General features: G+C 37.7%; 16 protein-coding genes. 4 read left to right on the top strand and 12 right to left on the bottom strand.

The window, feature by feature from the left end; translation table 11 throughout:
• Positions 1-71: 71 nt before the first annotated feature.
• The 10 genes from MM236_RS03495 to MM236_RS03450 all read right to left on the bottom strand — a co-directional run bounded on the left by MM236_RS03495 (position 72) and on the right by MM236_RS03450 (position 8,539).
• Complete coding sequence (locus MM236_RS03495) at positions 72-263, bottom strand: cold-shock protein (RefSeq protein ID WP_014773567.1); 192 nt, start codon at positions 261-263, stop codon at positions 72-74.
• A 106-nt stretch (positions 264-369) separates the two neighbouring features.
• On the bottom strand, positions 370-1,404 hold the full coding sequence (gene asnA / locus MM236_RS03490; protein ID WP_241273541.1) for an aspartate--ammonia ligase: 1,035 nt from the start codon (positions 1,402-1,404) through the stop codon (positions 370-372).
• A 109-nt stretch (positions 1,405-1,513) separates the two neighbouring features.
• A complete protein-coding gene (locus MM236_RS03485; RefSeq protein ID WP_241273540.1) occupies positions 1,514-2,665 on the bottom strand; it encodes a lactonase family protein in 1,152 nt (383 codons plus the stop codon).
• Entirely contained in the window at positions 2,665-3,072 is a 408-nt protein-coding gene (mnhG, locus tag MM236_RS03480; RefSeq protein ID WP_241273539.1) for a monovalent cation/H(+) antiporter subunit G, read from the bottom strand. Before mnhG ends, MM236_RS03485 begins: the two co-directional genes overlap by 1 nt.
• Entirely contained in the window at positions 3,065-3,340 is a 276-nt protein-coding gene (locus MM236_RS03475) for a cation:proton antiporter (RefSeq protein ID WP_241273538.1), read from the bottom strand. Before MM236_RS03475 ends, mnhG begins: the two co-directional genes overlap by 8 nt.
• Positions 3,337-3,816: a Na+/H+ antiporter subunit E gene (locus tag MM236_RS03470; protein ID WP_241273537.1), complete on the bottom strand. Its 480-nt coding sequence runs from the start codon at positions 3,814-3,816 to the stop codon at positions 3,337-3,339. The genes MM236_RS03475 and MM236_RS03470 overlap by 4 nt, the downstream gene beginning before the upstream one ends.
• Positions 3,813-5,336: a proton-conducting transporter transmembrane domain-containing protein gene (locus MM236_RS03465; protein WP_241273536.1), complete on the bottom strand. Its 1,524-nt coding sequence runs from the start codon at positions 5,334-5,336 to the stop codon at positions 3,813-3,815. Before MM236_RS03465 ends, MM236_RS03470 begins: the two co-directional genes overlap by 4 nt.
• Positions 5,329-5,685 (bottom strand): Na+/H+ antiporter subunit C, encoded by a 357-nt coding sequence (locus MM236_RS03460; RefSeq protein ID WP_241273535.1) that lies wholly within the window; start codon positions 5,683-5,685, stop codon positions 5,329-5,331. The genes MM236_RS03465 and MM236_RS03460 overlap by 8 nt, the downstream gene beginning before the upstream one ends.
• Positions 5,686-5,687: 2 nt before the next feature.
• Positions 5,688-6,098 (bottom strand): Na+/H+ antiporter subunit B, encoded by a 411-nt coding sequence (locus tag MM236_RS03455; RefSeq protein ID WP_241273534.1) that lies wholly within the window; start codon positions 6,096-6,098, stop codon positions 5,688-5,690.
• 134 nt (positions 6,099-6,232) lie between these two features.
• The gene (locus MM236_RS03450) at positions 6,233-8,539 is read right to left on the bottom strand and encodes a putative monovalent cation/H+ antiporter subunit A (protein WP_241273533.1); all 2,307 of its coding nucleotides are present in this window, start codon (positions 8,537-8,539) and stop codon (positions 6,233-6,235) included.
• 247 nt (positions 8,540-8,786) lie between these two features.
• On the opposite strand from MM236_RS03450, the gene MM236_RS03445 reads away from it, so the two are divergent.
• Positions 8,787-11,342: a phosphoenolpyruvate carboxylase gene (locus MM236_RS03445; RefSeq protein ID WP_241273532.1), complete on the top strand. Its 2,556-nt coding sequence runs from the start codon at positions 8,787-8,789 to the stop codon at positions 11,340-11,342.
• Positions 11,343-11,382: 40 nt separating this feature from the next.
• Here MM236_RS03445 and MM236_RS03440 read toward each other — a convergent pair whose 3' ends face one another.
• The gene (locus tag MM236_RS03440) at positions 11,383-12,864 is read right to left on the bottom strand and encodes a potassium/proton antiporter (RefSeq protein WP_241273531.1); all 1,482 of its coding nucleotides are present in this window, start codon (positions 12,862-12,864) and stop codon (positions 11,383-11,385) included.
• Between the two features lie 360 nt (positions 12,865-13,224).
• Between MM236_RS03440 and MM236_RS03435 the strand changes: the two genes are divergently transcribed.
• Together MM236_RS03435 and MM236_RS03430 are read left to right on the top strand one after the other, a co-directional pair.
• On the top strand, positions 13,225-13,899 hold the full coding sequence (locus MM236_RS03435; RefSeq protein ID WP_241273530.1) for a potassium channel family protein: 675 nt from the start codon (positions 13,225-13,227) through the stop codon (positions 13,897-13,899).
• Between the two features lie 365 nt (positions 13,900-14,264).
• Positions 14,265-15,749 carry a S10 family peptidase gene (locus MM236_RS03430; RefSeq protein WP_241273777.1) on the top strand — a complete coding sequence of 495 codons (1,485 nt, stop codon included), beginning with the start codon at positions 14,265-14,267 and terminating at the stop codon, positions 15,747-15,749.
• Between the two features lie 266 nt (positions 15,750-16,015).
• On the opposite strand, the gene MM236_RS03425 is transcribed toward MM236_RS03430, so the two are convergent.
• Positions 16,016-20,092, bottom strand: coding sequence for a hybrid sensor histidine kinase/response regulator transcription factor (locus MM236_RS03425; RefSeq protein ID WP_241273529.1), 4,077 nt, complete (start codon positions 20,090-20,092; stop codon positions 16,016-16,018).
• 251 nt (positions 20,093-20,343) lie between these two features.
• On the opposite strand from MM236_RS03425, the gene MM236_RS03420 reads away from it, so the two are divergent.
• Entirely contained in the window at positions 20,344-23,403 is a 3,060-nt protein-coding gene (locus tag MM236_RS03420; protein ID WP_241273528.1) for a SusC/RagA family TonB-linked outer membrane protein, read from the top strand.
• Positions 23,404-23,474 lie beyond the last annotated feature (71 nt).

Below are 23,474 nucleotides of genomic sequence, written 5' to 3'. Positions count from 1 at the left end.
TTTCGTAGGGCACAAAAAAAAGCGGTTCAAACTTTCGTTTGAACCGCTTTTGAGGTTGTCAATGTTATATGTTAAGCTAACTTTACATTCACAGCATTAAGACCTTTTCTTCCTTCTTTAAGGTCGAAAGTTACTTCGTCGTCTTCTCTAATTTCGTCAACTAATCCTGAGATATGTACAAAATATTCTTTAGAAGATTCATCGTCTACGATAAAACCGAATCCTTTGGACTCATTAAAAAATTTTACTTTTCCTGTGTTCATGATATTGTAATTGTATTTTTTATAATGATCCAAAGGTACGCATAGTTTTCACAATTAAAACTAAATGAGGAAATATTTTTCGGTTATTTTCATGATACGCATTAATTTATATTAAATCAATCCCATTTTTCTTGCATTCACTTATCACTTCTTTTGGCCAAATACCCGACTGTACTTCCCCAATGTGCACTTTCTTGAGCAGAAACATACATAATCTTGATTGTCCAATACCTCCACCGATACTTTCTGTTAGTTTTCCTTCTAGCAAAGATTTATGGAATAGTAATTTTTTCCTATTCTCAGCTTGAGCAATTTTTAATTGATTTTCAAGACTTTGGGTGTTTACTCTTACTCCCATTGAGCTAATTTCGAAGGAGTTTTCCAGTTCAGGATTCCATACCAATATGTCTCCATTGAGACCAAAGTGTCCATCTTCATTGCCACTGCTCCAATCGTCATAGTCTGGAGCTCTTCCGTCATGTGGCTCTCCATTGGAAAGTTGGCCACCGATCCCCATCAAAAACACAGCCCCATAAGTTTTGGCTGCTTGAAACTCTCTCTCCTTTGGAGTCATACCTGGATATAATTGCAACAATTCTTCCGCATGCATAAAATGAATAGATGCTGGAAGGGTAGGAGTTATACTAGGGAAAATTTCGAATAGGGCTAGCTCTATGGTTTTGATTGCGGAGTAGATTTCGCGGACTGTGTTCTTCAAAAAATTTAAATTTCGATCTTTTGCAGCGATTGATTTTTCCCAATCCCACTGATCGACATATAAAGAATGTATTGGGGAATAATCTTCGTCAGGTCTAAGCGCACGCATATCCGTGATGATTCCTTCCCCAATAGGAAAATTTAATTCACTTAATGTCCATCTCTTCCACTTCGCCAACGAATGGACTACTACAGCTGAGTCATCGTTTTGGTTCTTTATAGGAAAGCTTACGGGTCTTTCTATTCCATTGAGGTCATCATTGATGCCAGTTCCATCCATGATGGCTAATGGACAGCTTATTTTGAAAAGGTTTATTTTTTGGGATAGTACTTTTGGAAACTCGGTTTTGATAAAGTCAATTGCGAATTCTGTTTCCCTTCTAGATAAAATGGATTGATAGGTTGTTTTGGTAATTGTTGTCATAGTGTTTGTGTGATTTCAAATGAATAGATCACAAAACTATAAAAATGATAATGATATGGAATTATTTTTGAAAAAAAGTGAAGTTTTTTCAAGGATATTTATGGAAACTCTATCTCAATTGAAGCACATATGAAGGTTTTTGGAATGCTATTTTGTTTACCTCTTCTTTGATCAAGCCTGATTTTGGATCCATTTCAAAAACAATGATTTCATTTGAGTCTTGATTTGCAACCAGCAAGTATTTGCCATCTATACTAAAATCGAAATTTCTCGGTGCGATTCCTTTTGTCGATGTACGTTGAATAAGAATAAGCTTGTCGTTGAGATCTTTTTCATAGACTGAAATTTCATTTGCATCACCTCGATTGGAAACATAAATATATTTTCCATTATCAGAAAGTTTTACTTCCGCTCCTCCAACTTTACCATCAAAATGAGGGTGGTTAAGTGGAATTGTTTCAAGGTTGTGAATTTTCCCATTTTCAAATGAATAAACACCTAATTCAGCGGTCAATTCATGCACTAGATAAAGCATGTTTCCCTCTTCATTGAAGATAAAGTGTCTAGGACCGGATCCGGCTTTGATTTCGAAGGATGATGGATCTGATTTTTGAAGAGGTTCGGGTTTTTCCTTATCAAAATCATAAAGATAAATTTTGTCTGTCCCCAAATCTGCTACTAGTAAATGTTTTCCATTTGGATGAAAAAGTGCACTGTGAACATGTGGCTTTTCCTGACGGGATTTTGAGATACTATTCCCTTGGTGTTGTAGGGTTTGCAAATGGGTCAGTACACCGGAATCATTTTTGAAAATCGAAAAATTTCCTCCTGAATAATTGCTTACAACAAGAAATTTCTCACTTGGATCCAATGTCAGATGACATGGATGGTCACCATAGGTATCCAAAGTGCTCAACAAACTCAAAGTTTTTTCTTCTAGATCAAAAGCAAAGGATTTCACTTTTCCTCCTTCATCTCCAGCAGTTTCTTCTACTGCAAAAAGGATGTCTTGATCTTTATTCGTAATCAAGAAAGAAGGGTTTTTGACACCTTTTTCGATTACTTCAATAAATATCTCCTTATTTATGGAGTCAAACTGCATCAAACCAATGCCTTCAGTTTCTTTATCCGTATAGGATCCAATTAAAAATTTAAAGCTGCTATTTTCTTCCACAATAATCTCAGATTTCTCTTCTTTACAAGCAACGATCAATGTGATAATTGCAGTTGCTAGAAATAGTTTTTTAATATGATTATCCATTAGGATTCTCGTTGAGTTTTGCCTTCACTTTTCTCATTTTTTTGAGGTTTCTGATCTTCACTGTGGAGTTTGTGGGTTTTGTAATCATACTGGCCTTCCAATTCATCGATCTTGGATTTGTTCCACATTTTCACCCCTGTGAAATAGGAAGCCCTTCCAATCATGTGTGCACCGACAGGAGCTGTGAGGAGCATAAAAACGATAATTGCCAATACCCTTGCTGTTATTGCAGAATCATTGAAATAAAACGCTGAAGCCAACAAAATCAATCCAATACCAAGTGTTGCTGCTTTGGTGGTAACAGAAATTCTTAAGTATAAGTCAGGCATTTTTACTACCCCTATGGCAGCCAAAAGTATAAACAGTGTACCTAAAGTACTTAATGTTATGATTATGATATCAGTCATTTTTTTCTCTTTTTTCTAAATAATAAGCAAATGCAACTGTTCCCAAAAAGGCTATCAACGCCAATATCATAGCAATATCCAAAAATGCAGGTTGATTGGTATGAATACTGTAAACTGCTATGATTCCTATACCAGTAGTCAGCAGGAGATCCAATGACACCACGCGGTCTGAGAGCCTTGGCCCCATCAGGAATCGTATAAATATGATCAGGATCGAGATGCTCAGAACCGGTAAAATGATATAATATAAATAGTCGTAAACACTCATCTCAATATGTCTAGTAATCTTTTTTCAAATCCATTTTTAATACTGGCAATAAACTCTTTTTTGTCCTTTACATACATCGCATGTACGTAGAGAACTTTCCTGTCATCAGAGACATCAAGACTCAATGTACCAGGAGTAAGGGAAATCAAGTTTGCCAATAAAGTGATTTCCATATCAGATTTTGCATCAAGTGGAATCTTTACTATTCCAGGTTCCATATAATGTCTAGGTGTAATTACATCATAAGCTACTTCTATATTGGCTTTTACGAGTTCATATAGGAAGAAAAATATAAACCCGATCAATTTTGGCCCTCGATTGAAATATTTGTTTTCTCTTCTATCTGTAGAAATAATCCATAGGAGAAAAAAACTAAGAATAAATCCAAAGAAGAAATTCTCAGCCGTAAAGTTGCCAGTAATCGCTACCCAAATCAAGGAAAGCAATAAGTTACTCAAAAATCTCGTCTTTATCATGGCATATCTGTTTTCGTTCCTAAAACTGCTTCGATGTAGGCCGAAGGATTCATCAATTCGCTTGAAATCTGTTTGCTAAGCACGACAATATGTTCTGCTGCAAGCCCTATGTACAAAGAAATTACTGTCAAAATCACAATTGGAATGATCATCGCCCATTGTTTGAAGGGTTTTAATTCATAGAAATATTTCACGTTGATTTTTTTTGGCAAATCAACTGATTCTTTCCAGAATACTTCCGACCATAATTTTGCAATAACCCAAAGTGTGAGGAAACTTCCCAACAGGATAAACCCAACCAAAGTATATTGACCTTCCAAATATCCCCCCTCTATCAAAAACAACTTAGCCCAAAATCCAGAAAGGGGCGGAATTCCAACCAAGGAAAATAATGGTATGGCGATCAATAGGGAGTATTTGGGGTATTTTTTATAAAGACCTCCAAGCTTCTCTATGTTTAGCGTTCCTTTCAATTTGAAAATCAAACCTGATATTAGGAACAAGTTTGTTTTGACAATGATATCATGAATCAGGTAAAATATGGCTCCAAGAATTGCCAATTCAGTATATATTCCCAAACCAGCGATCATAAAGCCTATATGGCAGACGATTAGGTAAGAGAAAATCTTTCTCATATTCACCTGTAAAATCGCACCTAAACCTCCTGAAAGAATGGTTAATGCAGCCATAATGATCAATAGATTGCTAAGAAATTCATCTGGTATAAATATCAATGTAAATATCCTAATCAATGCATACACACCAACTTTTGTCAACAATCCTCCAAAAATGGCTGAAATCGCCGGCGGTGGAGTGTGGTATGAGGCTGGAAGCCAGAAGTATAAAGGAAAAATTGCTGACTTGATTCCAAACCCAACTAAGAACAAAATCGCCACAACATTTACTAAACCTCTATTTTCTATTTGCGCTACTTGACCAGACAGATCGGCCATATTGAGACTTCCTGCCATACCATAAAGTATCGCAATGGCTGTGAGGAAAATCGCCGATGCTAGTAAGTTCATGGTGACATACTTCATTGCACCTTCTATCTGTGCTTTTTCTCCACCGATCGTAATCAAGACAAATGAAGCGATGATGATGATTTCAAACCAAACATAAAGGTTGAAAATATCGCCAGTCAAGAAGGCTCCTTGCAGTCCCATCAATAGGAAATTGAGGATTGGGAAATACCCAAATTTCAATCTTGCATTTCTAATACTTCCAGTAGAGAAAACAGCAACGGCCATTCCTGAAATTGCTGTCAAAAGCACCATTGTAGCACTGAAAATATCTGCCACGAAGGTGATCCCAAAAGGTGCTTGCCATTCTCCAGCCTGCATGGTGAGGATGCCCCTATTATAGACTTCATTGAAAAGCCAAATGGCAATACCAACGGAGATAAGGCTACAAATAATGGTAATCAGGCGTTGTGCATTGACCCGAAACCAGAAAAACATCAGCAAAACTGCTGTGAAAAGTTGGAAAATAACGGGTAAAACTATATATGGATTATTCATAAATTTCGTCTGTAGTATTCAGTTCATCCAAATCGTCTGTTGCAGTGATTTTGTAGGCTCTTTTGACCAGAATGATAGCAAAAGACTGCAACCCAAAGCTGATCACGATGGCTGTCAATATCAATGCTTGGGGAACAGGATCGGCATATATTTCGGTCAGCATTTTAGATGCTGAGTCTATGATTGGGGGCTTGCCTTTCACGATTCTTCCGAGTAGGAAGATCAGCATATTGGCGCCATTTCCAAGTAGAATTAGGCCTATAATCAATTTTACCATGCTTCTTCTGAGCATCATGTAGATGCCCGAAGCATAGAGAAGACCTATTAGCATTACTAATAAAAGTTCCATTTTTAAATAGTTTCTGAGATTGTGAAAATGATTGTTAGCGTGACTCCAATGACCACAAGATATACTCCTGTATCAAAAAACAAAGCTGAACCCACCATACCTATCACTGATAGTGGTTCTTCAAACCAAAGCCCTGTCATGAAGCTTTCTCCAATCAATAAAGGGGCAGCCCCACTAACCAGTGCTATAGCCAAACCTATTGGCATCAAAAAACCAGGATGGAATTTGATGATTGATTTTGTTTGATCAATACCATTCGCAAAGGAATGGATTACAAAAGCTATGGATGCTATCAGACCACCTACGAATCCTCCTCCAGGCAAATAATGCCCTCTTAGCAAGATAAATATTGAAAACAAAACCAACAAAGGAAGTAGGTATGTTGATGCTGTTTTAAAAATAATTGTTTTCATGTGTTTATAATTTGTTTTTCAGAGGTCATCCCGATTGGTCGGGACAGGTTATGGAATCTCGCATGGTTGATAATCATCCCAGCGTGTGACGTTCTTCGTCATGCCTGTCTGCCCCAGGCAGGCTTGATTTCATACTATTCTTTTTCTATACTTTTCAATCTCAATTTCAATAAACTAAATACCCCAATCGCAGCAATTACCAAAACGGTAATCTCAACCATTGTATCAAAACCTCTAAAATCTACGAGGATGACGTTTACCACATTTTTTCCTTTTGCCAATAAATAGGCACTTTCTGCATAGAAAATAGACGTCTCTCTATTCAATGGCTCTGAAAGCACTTCCAAAGTCAAGATGGCTATCAATGTTCCAAAGAAAATGGACAATACACCATCTCTTATCCTTACTCCAATCGACGAAAATGTTTTGTATTTTGGTAGGTTGTAAATGACCAATACAAATAGGATAACTGTCAAGGTGTCTATTGAGAACTGGGTCATTGCCAAATCCGGGGCGGAATAAAACAAGAAGATCAAACAGATAGCATACCCAATTACCCCCAAAGAAGCGACTGCGACCAATCTGGATTTTGAGAATACTGTAAATATGATAGATACAGCCATGATGATGACCACAATAACTTCATAGATCGTCAAATCAGTCAATGAAGCGAAATCTATGTATAGATTTACTCCTTGATACAGTCTATATCCTAAAAGCAATGTAAGAAACCCTAATATGGTAATGACATAATTTCTCAAATAACCATTTTGGAAAAACCCTGTCCAAAATTGGGCTAATCCAATAAATAACGACCTGAACTTCTCCACCAAAGACTTTGGAGAAATGACTTCAAATCTTAATGTCTTGCTCATTAGATTCTCTGATGGTTTGAGTTTCCAATACAACATTGCACCAAGCGTCAGAGTCAATAGACTCAATCCCAATACAATATTGAATCCATGCCAAAGCTTGATATGAATCACAGTTTCATTGTTTACCAAACTTGTAAATACCGGCTGAATGATGCTTTTTTCTATCAGTGAAGGGATTAGTCCAAAAAGCAAACCCAAACCAGCCAAAATCAATGGAGGTGCCCACATGGTAGGGTGGGGAAGGTGCACTTTCTCAAATTGGGTAGGCAATGCCCCTACAAATGGCTTGTAGCCAGCTAGAAGTCCCGCAAATAACAAACATACATTGGTAACAATAGCCGCTCCTGTCAATACATAAGCCCAATCTCCCAAATAAAGCGTAGCTTCATATATCAGATCTTTTCCAATAAATCCGAAAAATGGTGGCGCCCCAGCATTGGAAAGCGCTGCCAAAAAAGCCGCAATGGCCACAGGCATCATCACTTTTCTCAAACCTGACAACACGCTCACATCTCGAGTACCTGTCTCGTGGTCAACGATTCCTGTTACCAAGAAGAGCGTCGCTTTGTAGAGTGCATGTACCAAAATAAAAACTCCAGCCGCCAACAATGCTTGCTCTGTTCCCAAACCAATGAGAAAAACCAAAATCCCCAAAGCCGATATGGTTGAATATGCCAGAATGCCTTTCATATCCAACCTGAACAATGCATGAATGGCAGCATAAGTCATCGTCACAGCTCCCACGATTATCAAAGTGTTGTTCCATTCCGGAGTCCCTCCCAAAACTGGCGTGAACCTTGCCAATAAATAGATCCCTGCTTTTACCATTGTTGCTGAATGCAAATAAGTACTAACTGGAGTTGGGGCTTTCATCGCTCCAGGTAGCCAGAAGTGAAATGGAAATTGTGCAGACTTTGTAAATGCAGCAATAAAGAGCAGGAATATGATCCAATTATAGTTGGCGGAGCTTTTCAAAGCTTCTGACTGTGACAAAAGATCTTGGATGGAATAAGTACCTCCTGAAGTTCCCAAAAGCAAGACACCTGCCAACAAAAACAATCCGCCCAAACCAGTAATGCTTAGTGCAAGCAAAGCTGATTTTCTGGAATTTGGATCATCATTATTGAACCCGATTAGGAAAAAGGAACTGATACTGGTCAATTCCCAAAATATAAATAGCGTGATGATATTGTCAGATAGAACTAAGCCCAACATCGAAGCCATAAACATACTGAGATAGCCATAAAACCTATCGAGGTAAGGGTGGCCTTTCAGATAACTGAAAGTATAGAAGAAGACTAGCGTTCCTATGCCAGTTATCAATAATGCAAATAGCATAGACAGCCCATCCAATCGAAAGGATAAATCTATTCCAAAACTTGGAACCCAAGAATAGAATCTGTCAACAGCTATACCATTGCTTACTTTTGGTATAAAACTTATGAAATACGCAAACAATCCTAACGGCAGAAACGGTAAAAGTATCGACCCTTTGCCTTTGATTAATTTACTCAAAATAGGAACCATAGATGCGACTATGAAACCTGATAGTATAGCTATAATCATGTATCTTGGAAATTTCTTTTTAGGGTTAAAAATCCTAAATTACGAAAAAAAGACGAAGGTATTTTCAACATCTATGATAATATGGAGTTATTTCTTTTTCAATGATCATTAAAGATATTGAGTTTTTATGATTGAATCAGTAAGAAAATATTCCTTTTCATGATGATAATTTATAAATCAGTTTCGATTTTTGAAAAAAATATAAATTTTATGTAATTTCACAATTCTCAAACCATTAAACCTAAAAATGTCAAAGAATAATTATCAAACCGAAGTAGCCAAAAGATTCACCATTTATAATAGTCTCTTTCTAGACTTACCATTCAGTGATATCAATAGAACTGGAACTTTGTTGCCTATTTTGGCAACTAAATGTGAAGATGGCTACAAAAAAGACAAAACACCAAAAGAGATCATCAATGGCTTTTTTGAAGAATTAATGGCCAAAAACTCTGAAGAAGAACGCCATAATTTATTGTTTAAAATGGTGCAGTATGTTGAGCGCCAAGTTGTGCTTTTCGACTCTATTGAAGATGCAGCATTTGACAAAATCCACGATGCCAAAGGTAAGGGAACAGTAAATGCCCTTATTACCCGAGTAGATAATGATAGAAAAAGAGAAGCTCTAATAGAAAAACTCAAAAACTTTTCTGTAAGACTTACTTTGACAGCGCATCCGACGCAATTTTATCCTGGAAATGTACTAGGGATTATTACAGATTTGGAGACTGCCATCAAAAACAACGATTTAGGCAATATCAACCTTCTATTGCAACAGCTTGGGAAAACTGGATTTATCAATAAAGAAAAACCTTCTCCATTAGATGAAGCAGTAAGTTTGATCTGGTTTTTGACAAATGTATTTTACAAAAGCATTCCCGATATCCTTACGAGGTTGCTCAATAGCCTCGAAATCCCGCTTCATGAATGGGACAATCCTGGATTGCTCAAAGTAGGTTTTTGGCCTGGAGGAGACAGAGATGGGAATCCCTTTGTGACGCATGATATTACGGTGAAAGTTGCAGAAAGGCTTCAGAAATGGATCCTAAGATGCTACTATAGGGATATTAGAATTATAAGAAGAAGGTTGACTTTCAAGCATGTCGAGCCAATAATGTTGAAAGTAGAAAATGGTCTGTTCAATTCACTTTTTGAAGAAAAAAGCTACTACAATGCCAAGGACGATTTGTTGAATGATCTGATGGAAGCAAGAAGATGCCTTGTGGAATATCATGAAGGACTTTTCTTGGAGCAGTTGGATGAATTTATCCTCAAGGTGAAAATCTTCGGTTTCCATTTTGCCAATATGGACGTTCGTCAGGATAGTAGAAAACATGATGGTCTTTGGGATGAAGTCATCGAAATGGAGTTCGGTGAAAAAGAGCTTGAAGCTTATCATAAGCTAAATGATGATGATAAAATCAAGTTTTTGTTTGATATCAAAGAACTTCCTAATGAATCAAAACTTAAAGATGATTTCCATAAGGAAATGCTTAAGAGTTTTGATGCAATCCAAACTGTACAGAAGGAAAATGGTGAAGATGGATTGCACCGCTACATCATCTCCAATTGCCAATCAGCATTACATGTTTTGGAAGTATTCAAATTGGCAAAACTGAGTATAGATCATAAAGAAGGTGAATTACCTCTTGATATTGTGCCGCTTTTTGAAACGATCGATGATCTTGCACAAGCTCCTAAAATTATGGAGCAGCTGTACAAGAACAAAGACTATGCAGCGCACATGAAATTTAGAAAGCAAAAGCAAACCATCATGCTTGGCTTCTCTGATGGAACCAAAGATGGTGGCTATATAAGAGCCAACTGGTCTATTCTTCAAGCAAAGGAGGAACTGACTAAAATATCAAGACTTTATGATGTCAGTGTCGTCTTTTTCGACGGGAGAGGTGGGCCTCCTGCTAGAGGTGGTGGAAACATGCATAACTTCTATGCTTCACTTGGGCCACAAGTTGAGAATGAAGAGATTCAGATCACAATTCAGGGTCAGACCATTTCCTCAAACTACGGAAAGCCTGTGTCTTGTAGCTACAATCTAGAGCAACTCCTCTGTGCGGGTGTAGAAAATGAGCTTTATCCATCTTCAGAAAAATCCCTCTCCAATGATCAAAGGGTTCTGATCAACAAAATGGCTGATGTATCTTACCAATTTTACAAAGATTTCAAAAACCATCCTCAATTCTTACCTTATTTGGAACATGTGACTCCATTGAAGTATTTCGGTCAAGTCAATATTGGTTCTAGACCTTTGAAAAGAGGAAAAGATTCGGGATTGAAATTTGATGATTTGAGAGCAATTCCTTTTGTTGGCTCTTGGGCACAAATGAAGCAAAATATCCCAGGGTTTTTCGGGGTAGGAGCAGCTTTGGAAGCCTTGAAAAATGAAGGGAAATTTGAGCAAGCAAAAGCTTTGTATAATGACTCACTTTTCTTTAGATCTCTTTTGGGCAACTCAATGCAGTCTTTGGCGAAGTCTTTCTACAAATCTACGGCTTACCTGAAGGATGATCCAAAATATGCAGATCTATGGAATTTGATGTTTACGGAATATCAGCGTACACTTCAATATATTTTGGAAGTCTCTGGAATGGAACATTTGCTTCAAGACAACCCTACATCGAAAGAATCTATCGCTATCAGAGAAAAGATTGTATTGCCGCTGATTACGATTCAGCAATATGCAATCCAGACGATGCTAAAAACTGGAGAAGACGATCCGGTACTTCAAAAATTGATTTTGCGGACAATGTTTGGAATCATCAACGCAGCTAGAAATGCAGCTTAATTAAAAAAATCCCAGCCGAAAAGCTGGGATTTTTTTATTTTTATTCTTCCTCAATTTCAGGTTTGGGGATTTGCAAAGTATTATAAACGTCGCTTAGGCTCAGTTCATTTTCTGCAAGTACCAAAAGCTGATCATCAGCAAGGATTTCTGTTGTTCCTTTTGGAGTTATGAATTCACCTTCTCTTCGCAGCATTGCGATGATTGCATTTTTAGGAAAACCTAAGTCCAGTATTTTTTTTCCGACGATTTGGTGTCCCAAAGGAATATCAATTTCTGCCATTGCAGTTTTGGGAGCTTCATTTGTGATGTAATCGACAGGTGATTTTGGTTTTAATTTTTCAGGCAAAGCTACTTTCAGCCAATTTGCAACCAAAGATAATGTCGTCCCCTGTACCAAGACAGATGTCAGTGATATAAAAAATACAATATTGAAGATAGTAGATGCCTTGTCTATTCCCGCGATCAGTGGATAGGTAGCAAATACTATAGGTACAGCACCTCTCAAGCCAACCCATGAGACATACCAACGTCTTCTGTTTTTCATCTTGAAAGGAAGCAATGTCAGAAATACTCCAAAAGGCCTAGATACGAATATCAAAAATCCAGATGCTGCCAAGCCTAACCCAAGCAACGGTACTATATCGGTAGGATTCACGAGAAGTCCCAAAGTCAAAAAGAGTACTATTTGCATCAGCCACGCGAATCCATCAAACATTTTTAAAATGGTATTCTTATGGATCAATTCCTGATTTCCCAAATACACAGCACAGAGATATACTGCCAAGAAGCCATTTCCTCCAACCAAATCGGTGAAGGAAAATGTAATAAACATCAGTGAAATTACAAGTACCGGGTAAAGTCCTTCAAATCCGAGATTGATTCTATTGACTGCTTGTTTGCTCAGCCAGCCAAATCCTAAGCCTAGAGCTGCACCAAGCAGCATTTGTTGGAAAAATAGAATGACAAGAGATCCAAATCCCATATTTGGGTTGAGGACCAAACCTAAAAATGCAATGGTCATGACATAAGCCATCGGATCATTACTTCCACTCTCCAACTCTAGTGTTGACCTTAACCTGTATTTCAAGGCAAGGCTTTTTGATCGTAAGATCGAAAATACCGCTGCCGCATCAGTAGATGATACAATCGCTCCCAATAATAGCCCTTCATAAATTGTAAAGTCTGAAATAGCCCACACAAAAACACCAAGAGAAGTAGCTGTCAGCAAAACACCAATAGTAGATAGTGCAATGCCTTGTCCCAAAACTGGTTTGATTGACTTCCAGTTGGTGTCCAAGCCACCAGAAAAAAGAATGAAATTCAGAGATACGATACCAATAAACTGTGCAATTTCGGGATTATTAAACTGAATCCCCATTCCATCAGAACCTGCAATCATTCCGATCAAAAGAAACAATACTAAGGTAGGGACACCGAATTTGTATGAGGTCTTTCCAGCTAAAATGCTTAAAAATAGCAAAATAGATCCTATGAACAGGATATTTTCGATAGTTAGGAACATGAATGATTATAGATTGATTCGAACTAATCCAAAAATAGGCAAAATTTGCAAGTGTACCTGTGTGGGAAATCAAATCATCTTGCAAAAAATCAGTTTTGTGTTTTGTCAATAATGTAGGGAAGTGATTTTAAAATTGCATTTTATGATTATCCGCAATGACACCAGAGTTTGAATTTTCCAATAAAATTATGAGGATAATCGTTATCGATTATTAGTGGATTAGTATCTAGTACATCAATTGACATGAAATATATCAATTTGGTCGGCTATTAGTAAGAAAGGGGATGTACATTTTTTATTTTTTATTAACTACATCAAAAAAAATGGGCATCTTTAACAGTTGAATAAATAAAGCAAAAAATGGACAATTTTATCAAAAGAATAAATAGTTTTTGGGTTTCAGATGTAAGTTTCCCAGCGCTTTTGATCATGTTGTTTTTTACGGTTTTTGTACTCCCAGTTTTTATTGAGTATCAAAAAGATGCCACACTTTTCCTAAATATCATGTTGATTCTCTTGTTTTTTGTTGGGATTTTTTCTTCCCATCAAAGACCTTATTTGATATTATCTTCAGTCCTTTTTTTGCTGCATATTTCTTTGAGATTGATAAGATTTGGAGACAATCCTTACGAGTTTTATTTGTTTGAAAGGATTGTTGCTATATTGAATTTGTTGGCTTTGGTTATTATCAACTTCAGTTTGCTTTTTAGAAATGATGAAGTAAATATCCATCGGATAATCGGTTCTGTAAATGTTTACCTCTTATTGGCGATGATCGGAGCTTTTGGTTTTGAAGTGATTCATTTGATCACTGGAGAATCCCTTGAAGGTAATAAGTCTTTGGGTGGGCTTGACGCCGATTATGGAGAATATATTTATTACAGTTTGTCATGTATCAGCACCTTGGGTTTTGGTGATGTATTTCCCGCCAATCTTCCTACAAAAATGCTTTCGGTCTTCCTATCTGCTTCAGGAATTCTATATCCTGCTGTAGTGATAGCCAAATTAGTTTCATATGCTTCTAAAGAAAAATAGAGGATTGCTTTTTCCTTTTTTCATTAGCCTCAAATCTCGGATTATTGATCTTGATAAAAAAGCTACAACCACCAAAACCACCACCTGAAAGCCACACATACTTCGTTCATCCAATATCAACTCAATAACTTGTCCACCTTGCCGGATCTAATATCCATCAATATCTACTAATATCTAGTATCTAACAATAACTTGTCCGCCTTGGCGGATCCAATATCAATCAATATCAATCAATATCAATTCAAATTGCCTAAATGTAGCAGTTGAAAATATCTCCGTTCAACCTAAATCTCCAAAGGTTTGTGTAAAATCAAGAATCAGTTTGGAATTATCACTTAATTTAGTGGAAAACAAATCCAATTATGATGATAAAAAAATATTTACTGGGTACATTTTTGATAGTTTTCTGTTTGGGGAATGTAAAAGCACAGGAAACTAGACAAATTGAAATAGAATCTGCAGTAGTTACTTCCCACGAAATCTCAATAAACGGCAAGAGAGTTCCTTACAAAGCTACAGCCGGCACTATGCCAGTATGGGATGAGGATGGCAAACCTATGGCATCTCTTTTTTATACCTATTATGAAAGAACAGATGTTTCTGATAAAGCAAAAAGACCATTGGTCGTTTCTTTCAATGGCGGGCCAGGTTCTGCTTCACTTTGGATGCACTTAGCATATACAGGTCCATACAAATTGAATATCGATGATGAAGGATATCCTTTACAACCCTATGGATATAGTGAGAATCCACATTCTATTCTAGATGTGGCAGATATCGTATTCGTAGATCCTGTCAATACTGGATATTCAAGAATCGTCAACAAAGAGACTCCCAGGTCTACGTTTTTCGGAATCAACTCTGATATCAAATATTTAGCCGACTGGGTCAATACATTCGTAACAAGACAAAATAGATGGGCTTCACCAAAGTATTTGATTGGTGAAAGTTATGGTACTACTCGTGTTGCAGGTTTGGTTTCCCAATTGCAGAATTCCCATTGGATGTACTTCAATGGAGTGGTCTTAGTGTCACCAACTCCAATGGGACTTGATAGGGAAGGTCCAGTAGCTTCGGCAAATTACCTCCCATACTATGCAGCCACTGCTTGGTACCATAAGGTACTTGCTACTGAACTTCAAGCCAGGGATTTGGATGAAATTCTGGAGGAAGTGGAAGCATATACTATCGATGTTGTATTGCCTGCTATGGCAAAAGGTGGATCCATCGATCCATCAAAAAGAAATGAAATAGCCAAAAAAATGTCATATTACTCAGGTTTGAGTGAGAAAGTGATTTTGGAACACAACCTTGCTGTACCGACAAACTTCTTCTGGAAAGAATTATTGAGAGATCAAGGATTGACTATCGGAAGGTTGGATAGTAGGTACAAGGGTATCGATAGGACAGGCAATGGCGAAAGACCAGATTTTGATCCTGCACTCACTGCTTGGAACCATGCTTTTGCTCCGGCTTTCAATTTGTATGCAAGAAATGTTTTGAACTATAAAACTGACCTGACTTATAATCTATTTGGTCCAGTTCATCCATGGGATAGAAGCAATGAAAATACAGGTGAGCAATTGGCAAATGCCATGCGTCAGAACCCTTATTTGCATGTAATGACTCAATCTGGATATTTCGATGGTGGTACGGATTATTTCAATGCCAAGTTCAATATGTGGCAAATGGATCAAAATGGTAAATTAAAAGATCGTTTGTCTTTCAAAGGATACAGAAGCGGACACATGATGTATCTGAGAGCGGAAGACCTCAAAACATCCAATGATGATATTAGGGAGTTTATCAAAAATAGCTTACCGGCAAAAGATTCTCCTGCCAAATATTAGTGTTGAGATTTATTGAAATATGAGTATCCGCAATATAGCACGTTATGTAATAAGAAGCTTTGTAAGTGGCGGATACTCGTCAGCAGACAACTGTTCACAGTCAACAGAACCAAGAATCGTTCATTCGACAATCTATTGTTTGGTTACGTGAAAGAATGCGGATAGTCTTATATTGAAAAAGAAAATGCTGAGTGGTTTAGTAACTCAGCATTTTCTTTTTCCTAAGTATCCAATTCATTCTATGGATAGTTTATCAGTTTGCTGTTTTAATTTTTCTGATAATCCTTTGGAAGTTCTCCAAACTGCTTTTGGAAGCATTTGGAAAAGTAGCTGGGTGAGTTGAATCCGATCATGGAGCAAACTTCCGATATACTGTACTTTCCTGTTCCCAATAATTCTGCGGCATGTTTAAGCCTTACAAGTCGGATATATTCATTTGGGGTTAATTTTGAGATTCCTTTGATTTTTCTCAATAGGCTTGATTGACTCATATTTACCTTTTCTGCCAATTCATTGACTCCAAATTGTTCGTTGGAGATGTTTTCATTGATAAAGAAGTTCACTGAGTCAAGAAACTCCTCGTCTGCTTTGGTATGTGCAATACTGATGGCCAAAACCCCAGGAGAGTTTGCAAAGCTTTTTCTGACTTGGTCTCGATACTTCAGGAGGTTTTTGATTTGAAGGATTAAATATTCCAGAGAAAATGGTTTTTCTAAATACACATCAGCGCCAACTTCCAATCCTTCGATTTTTGAATTCATATTGCTTTTCGCAGTGAGTAGGATTATCGGTAGGTGTGAATATGCCAAATTGGACTTCAGTTGCTTACAGAGTTCTATTCCATCCATCAGTGGCATCATGATATCAGAAATGATCAGGTCCACCATCAAAGAATCCAAAACTTGCAAGGCTTCTATACCATTTGAAGCTTTGTAGATCTGATATTCATTCCTAAGGTTGGTATCTATAAATGACTGCAGTTCCTTATTGTCCTCTACCAAAAGAATACTTGGTTTGGCTGTGTCATTTATAGTATCAGCTGTAGAATCATCTTCCAAATTCACTTCCTCATATATCTTCGCATCTTCAGATTCTTCCAATTGATAGCTGTATGCTTGCTTTACCGGAAGTTTTAAAGTGAAGCAATTGACTCCGATTTTGAAAGTGGGATTGAAAAATAGCTCGCCACCATGCATTTCGGATAGTGATTTGGCAAGTGGAAGACCAAGTCCAGTTCCTTGTCTGGGTTTTTGGGTTTCGTCAGGATCTATCTGATAGAATGGTTCAAAGATTTTCCCTTGATAAGCTTCATCTATCAATTTTCCATCATTGCAAACATGTACTTGAAAGTAATCAGAAGCATTGGTGTCCAAATGAATACTCACTTGTAAATCTCCATACTTGAGTGCATTGGAAATCAGATTGCTCAAGATTTTTGTGGTTTCTTCTTGATCCACATCGGCAAAGAAATTTTTCTCCACGCCTGTAAGGGTGAAATTGAGCTGGTTTTTTTCAGCCATCGGTTTGAATCTGTAGTGAAGATCTTCTATAATCCCCGAGATATCAGTCCGTACAAAATTCAGTTGGAAACTTTGCTTTTCGGCTTTGCGAAAATCCAAAAGCTGATTGCTCAAAAGAATCAGTCTATTGGCATTTTTCTCCATGATTCTTAAGTTTTCCTTTGTATTATCTGAAAAACCTTCATTTGAGTTCACAAGAATTTCCAAAGGCCCTTTGATCAAGGTCAATGGAGTTCTGATTTCGTGTGTGATGTTTGTAAAAAACTCAATTTTTGCATGAAAAATTTCCTTCTCTTTTTCAGACTCCAATTTTCGGATATTGTCCCGATGCCTTTTGGAGATTTTATTTCTATATGAAGAAATGAGGATATATGCTAAGGCTAAGAATAGCAGGAAATATACAATTAGCGCTACATTGGAGAAGTAAAAGGGGGGAGAGACATGGATCATCAAGGTAGTCTCTTCAGTGCTGAAAACACCCTGATCGTTGACCGTTTTTACCCTGAAAGTATAAGATCCAGGAGGGATATTCAAGTAAGACACTTCGTTGTTTTTTCTAAGATAATTCCAGTCTTTTTCCAACCCGTCTAGCTTGTACACATACTTCCATGAATCTGTAAACGTATATCCTAGTGCTGCAAAGGATATGGTGATAGAAGATTGGAAATGCTTTAGATTTATGGATGTGGTCTCAGAAATACTGGTTTGCAATATTTTGTCTGGAGAATTTACTTGCACCTCTTCGTTGAACAGCTTCAAACCTGTCAAAACAATCTTTGATTCTTTATTTGTTTTGGTGAATGTCTTTGGGTCAAAGGCTATAAAGCCATTCAAAGAACCAAAGTAAAGAGTTCCATTTTTGGATTTTAAGCCTGATTTATAATTGAATTGTTCAGAAAGTAAACCATCAGATTTGGTGTAGGATTCTATTTTTTTGTTTTCTGGAGAAAATCTGGCAAGCCCCATTCCAGTACTCGTCCAAAGATAACCCAAATCATCCTCAAGGATTTTGTAAACAGTATTGCTTGGTAGTCCATCTGAAGTGTTGAATGTTTCAAAGTTGTCGTCTTTTTCATTGTAGAGGCTTAGCCCATATCCTTCTGTACCGAGCCACAACCTCTTTTTGCTGTCCTCAAATAAGCTAATGACAGATATTCCAGGCAAAGAGCCTTTGATTTTATTATCAGGCATATAATGCTTGGTTTCACCGGTTTTTGAATTGTATTGGAAGAGACCATTATTCACTGTTGCAAACCAAATGTTCTTCTTGCTGTCTTCCAGTATGTCATAGTAAAAACTAATACTGAGGGGCTCAAAAAATTCCATGGTGCTTTGACCTGCACGGATGATATAAACACCCGAAATTGTTCCAAACCACTTGTTGCCTTGAGAATCTTTTAGAATCGAAAATATATCAGAATCAAATAATGGATTTTGAAGATTTGATTGATCCAATCTTTTAAACTCCTCGTCTTGGAGGTTGAGAATATCTAGCTTCAGACCTTGGCTATGGCTGGAAATCCAAAGTTCTTCCTTGTCAAGCATTAAGCCATGTATGTTGTGATAGCTAATGGAATTTTTGTCTTTTTTGGGTAGGTAGTTTGTAAAAGTATTTTCCTCAGGCCTGAACTTTGTCAATCCGGCATCTTCTGTTCCTATCCAAATGTTGCCTTTGCCATCTTCGACAAATTCCCTGACCCTTTTTCCTTCAATAGAGTTTTGGTTGATAATCGGGTAGTACTTTTCAAAAGTCGTTGGGGAATTTGGAAGATAATTGATTCCTCCAAAATATGTTCCCAGCCAAATACCACCTTCACTGTCTTTATAAATGGAGTAAACAGCGTTGTCTGAAAGTGAATAGGGATCATTTGGGTTTTGCACCAAGTGTTTGTATTTTTTTTCCGTTGCATTATATACATATATTCCCAACTCTGTACAGACCCATACCTCTTGTCCATCATATTTGGCGATGTTTCTTACAAAGAGGGAGTTGTTTTCCTGATCTTCGGCCAGTACATCTTTGAGTTTGCCAGTCTCTTTGTCCAATGATTTCAACCCTCCATTTTTTGTTCCTATCAACAATTCATTCCCATGATCAAATATGTCCAAAATCAAGTCTTTCTTCAATGTCTGGTCAGGACTGTCAAATTGTGTAAATGATTCGTTGACTGGCACAAATCTCTGTACACTTCCTCCCAAAATCCCAACCCAAACAACACCTTTTTCATCAATGCTCAAAGAAGAAACTGATCCTGAACCCAATGAGCCGGATTTATCTGCAATATGATAGTAGTGGGTTAACTTCTCTGTTTTCGGGTCAAAGCGATACAGTCCCGCTGAACTTGATGCTACCCAGATATTTCCTGATTTATCCTCTTTGATTTTTAGAATTTGACCCCAAATAGGTTCTCCATTTTGGTCAGTAACCAAAAAATCCGTGAAAGTTTCTGTGCTGGGATCATAGATTGAAATCCCATCATTTGTCCCCAGCCAAAGTTTCTTCTCGAAGGATTCATAGATGAAAAGGACATTGTTGTTTCTCAGACTTTGTGGTTTGTCAGGTTCGTTTTTAAATATCTTAAATTGGTGTCCATCATATCGGTTGAGACCATCCTTTGTGCCAAACCACATAAAGCCTTTTGAGTCTTGAAAAATTGTAAATACAGTATTATGGCTTAGGCCATCCTCTACATTGATATGCTTAAAATAAGTTTTTTGAGCAAAAGAAAAGTTTGGCAAAAGGTATATAAAAAGAATAATCAGGCAATTGACAAAGCTATTTTTTCTTTTAAGAATAAGAGGAAAAGATTTTTCTAGGTTCACGATTTTGGGCTGAAAGTTGAATCTTAGAACAAGCTTACTTTAAATAAAGTAATTAATCAATCAAGTTTTGAAACTAAGCCGTCAAAATCCATTGAAAGGAGGATTTTTATCAAATGTTGGCGGATTTGTGCTATTCATTGATCACGAATGGAACTAGCTTCAACCATTCTTAGCGGCGAAATATGCTGCAAGATTATTCAGGATTCCTGAAAAGAAAAAATCAATAAAATACATTAACCCCAAAATGATCGATGAAAAAAAAGCTACAGAAATCAGCTTTATGGCTACTATTATTGCTAAGCTGTAACTATCTGCCTGTTATTGCGCAAAGTAGTCACCTTGTGCAAGGGACGATAATAGACAAGACAACGGGAGAGCCTTTCCCTGGTGTTACCATTATAGAGAAAGGCACTTCCAAAGGTACTGTGACAGATATGGATGGTAAATTCCAGCTAGATGTCAGCAGTAACCAAAGTACGCTTGTAATTTCCTTCATTGGATTTTTACAACAAGAGATTCCTTTGGTTGGAAGATCTACTATTGAAGTGGAACTGGATGAAGATATCAGTGACCTCAATGAGGTAGTAGTCATTGGATATCAAACTGTAAAGAAGAAAGATCTCACTGGTGCAACTGCCGTAGTTGGTACAGACAAAACCAATAGAGTAACCGCTGCGTCTCTTGGCGAATCCCTGCAAGGCTTAGCTCCGGGTGTTTCTATCAGAAATGGAGGTGCTCCAGGTCAAGGAGCTCAGGTTGAAATCAGGGGAGTTGCTAGTTTTATCAATTCAAATCCTCTATACGTAATCGATGGGATGATTGCTGATGCCAATCCTACCATGAATACGAATGACATTGAATCAATTCAGATTTTGAAAGATGCATCAGCTGCAGCGATCTATGGTTCAAGAGCAGCAAATGGTGTTATTATCATCACCACAAAGCAAGGTGCTGAGGGTACTCCAAAAGTAAGTGTTTCTGCAAAATTCGGTATTCAGCAATTGCCTCCTGGGTATAATATGATGAACAATGTGCAGTTTGCCGAAATGCAACGCACCCAATTCAACAACTCAGGCCTAACACCTCCCGCAAGTGTGGGTGTGAATTTTGACCCAGCTATAAATACCAATTGGTATGATGAGGGTACAAGACTTGGAAATGCCCAAGATTACAATGTCACTTTGTCAGGAGGATCTAAAAACAGTAGTTATTTGATTTCAGGTTCCTATTTTGAGAACAAGGGCGTTTTGATCGGAAATGATTTCAAAAGGGCGGCATTGAGAATCAATACAAAAAATACAAAGGGAAGAGTAACTTTTGGAGAAAATTTGGTTTTCACTAACTCCATCACCAACTCACCTGGCACTGGAAATCCTTTTTATGACATGCCACAACACCTTCCAGTCATTCCTGTTCAAGATTCACGATTTATCACTGGTGCAAATCCAGACGGTTGGGGAAAAGGAACAACTGACGCTGTTACCTACGCTTGGAATCCCGTGGCTGTGAATGCTATCAATAGCTACCGTAGCAATTTTGCGAAGGTTGTCGGAAATGCATTTTTGGATGTTGATATTTTGGATGGATTGGTTTACAGGTTCAATGCAGGTGCTGAATTGAGCTTCGATCACAACAAAAGAATGAGGAGGGCAGGAGAGTGGCATTTTAACCAACCAGCTGCTCCGACCAACATTATAGAAGATAGATCTTTGTTTTCCAGCTTCTTGTTGGAGCATACATTGAACTACACAAAGACTTTCGGCAAGCACAATTTGTCAGCTGTGGTAGGTCATTCTCAGCAACATACCAAAAGAGATGTGCTTTCAGCAGGAAGGACAGATTTGCAGTCGTTTGATGGAAGATACTTGAATACTGTAAGTTCTGCCACAGGTGATCCGATCGCAGATGGATTTATCCCTGTCAATTACACTATTTCAGGATTTTTGGGAAGGGCAAATTATACCTACGATGAAAGGTATCTACTAACTGTAACAGGAAGATACGATTCTGATTCAAGATTCGGAGCCGACAATCGTTCGAGATTTTTTCCTTCGGTAGCAGGTGGATGGAGAATCTCCGAAGAAGCATTTTTCAATTCTTCTCTGGTATCTGATTTGAAATTCAGAGCATCTTATGGAGAGTTGGGAATCGTAACTGTGGGCTCTTGGGATTACATAGGATTCTTGAACTCAAACCCAAGGGCGATTTTTGGTCCTGATGAGCAAGCTTATGTGGGAGCTACCCAAGCTAGACTGGCCAATCCAAATTTGGGATGGGAAAGAAGGAGTAGTCATAACATAGGTTTTGATGCAGGATTTTTTGACGATAAACTGACCATTTCTGCTGAGTATTACAATTCCCTTTCTGAAGATGTATTAGTAAACTTACCAATCGCTTGGTACTTGGGAAATCTGGGTGGTGAACCAGCAGTCAATGCAGCATCCATCAGAAATAGAGGAATCGAATTGGCAGCAACTTACAGAAGTATCAAAAATGCTTTCAAATGGGATGTATCAGCAAACATGACCACCATCCGCAACAGGGTGATGGATGTAGGGAATCTTGGTGAGGGTATTGACTACATACAAACTGGAATCACAAGATCACAGATCGGAAGACCTTTGGGTGAATGGTATGTGTTGAAAACTGACGGCTTATTCCAAAGTCAGGAAGAAATCAATAACTATACGAATGCTGATGGACAGATCATCCAACCTTTTGCAAGGCCTGGAGATGTGAAGTTCTTGGATATAAATGGTGATGGAGAAATCAACCAAGAAGATAGGACTTTTGTTGGTTCGCCTTGGCCTACACTCCAAACAGGAGCGCAATTCAATGCTTCTTACAAGAATTTTTCCTTCAACATGCAGTGGATCGGTGTATTTGGTCACACTCTTATGAATGGTGTCAGAAGGGAAATTGACAGCTATCAAAATACAAACTTCAGGGCAGATATCAGTCCTTGGTCGCCAAACAATACTAATACAACAGATCCTAGAATTGGAGTGTCAGTTGGAGATCCTGGTTTGATAGACAATGCAAGATTGGAAAGTGACAGGTGGTTGGAAGATGGTTCTTACATCAGATTGAGAAATTTGGAAGTAGCCTACAATTTCAATTCGGCAATTCTACAAAGATGGAATGTAAGCAATTCAAGAGTATTTGTGAGTGGACAGAATCTACTGACTTTTACCAAATACTCAGGTTTAGATCCTGATGTCACAGGTAACGGAATCCTTCAAAGAGGTTTCGACAATGGAAATTGGCCTGCCAGCAGAATCTACTCCGTTGGTTTACAGTTTGAATTTTAATATTCCTAACACATTTAATTTATGAAATCGAGCCTGCCTGGGGCAGACAGGCATGACAAAAAAGTCAAACA

The organism is Belliella calami (assembly GCF_022549695.1).
GTDB classification, from domain to species: Bacteria; Bacteroidota; Bacteroidia; order Cytophagales; family Cyclobacteriaceae; genus Belliella; species Belliella calami.
The sequence above is the reverse complement of the archived record's forward strand: the minus strand, read 5'-3'. Positions and strand labels throughout refer to the sequence as shown.

Bases quoted from the DNA above. Each gene is read 5' to 3' on its own strand.
- MM236_RS03470 (WP_241273537.1), bottom strand. From the start codon at position 3,816: ATGATAAAGACGAGATTTTTGAGTAACTTATTGCTTTCCTTGATTTGG.
- mnhG (WP_241273539.1), bottom strand. From the start codon at position 3,072: ATGACTGATATCATAATCATAACATTAAGTACTTTAGGTACACTGTTT.
- asnA (WP_241273541.1), bottom strand. From the start codon at position 1,404: ATGACAACAATTACCAAAACAACCTATCAATCCATTTTATCTAGAAGG.
- MM236_RS03420 (WP_241273528.1), top strand. From the start codon at position 20,344: ATGAAAAAAAAGCTACAGAAATCAGCTTTATGGCTACTATTATTGCTA.
- MM236_RS03435 (WP_241273530.1), top strand. From the start codon at position 13,225: ATGGACAATTTTATCAAAAGAATAAATAGTTTTTGGGTTTCAGATGTA.
- MM236_RS03450 (WP_241273533.1), bottom strand. From the start codon at position 8,539: ATGATTATAGCTATACTATCAGGTTTCATAGTCGCATCTATGGTTCCT.
- MM236_RS03445 (WP_241273532.1), top strand. From the start codon at position 8,787: ATGTCAAAGAATAATTATCAAACCGAAGTAGCCAAAAGATTCACCATT.
- MM236_RS03430 (WP_241273777.1), top strand. From the start codon at position 14,265: ATGATAAAAAAATATTTACTGGGTACATTTTTGATAGTTTTCTGTTTG.
- MM236_RS03495 (WP_014773567.1), bottom strand. From the start codon at position 263: ATGAACACAGGAAAAGTAAAATTTTTTAATGAGTCCAAAGGATTCGGT.
- MM236_RS03475 (WP_241273538.1), bottom strand. From the start codon at position 3,340: ATGAGTGTTTACGACTATTTATATTATATCATTTTACCGGTTCTGAGC.
- MM236_RS03455 (WP_241273534.1), bottom strand. From the start codon at position 6,098: ATGAAAACAATTATTTTTAAAACAGCATCAACATACCTACTTCCTTTG.
- MM236_RS03465 (WP_241273536.1), bottom strand. From the start codon at position 5,336: ATGAATAATCCATATATAGTTTTACCCGTTATTTTCCAACTTTTCACA.
- MM236_RS03440 (WP_241273531.1), bottom strand. From the start codon at position 12,864: ATGTTCCTAACTATCGAAAATATCCTGTTCATAGGATCTATTTTGCTA.
- MM236_RS03485 (WP_241273540.1), bottom strand. From the start codon at position 2,665: ATGGATAATCATATTAAAAAACTATTTCTAGCAACTGCAATTATCACA.
- MM236_RS03460 (WP_241273535.1), bottom strand. From the start codon at position 5,685: ATGGAACTTTTATTAGTAATGCTAATAGGTCTTCTCTATGCTTCGGGC.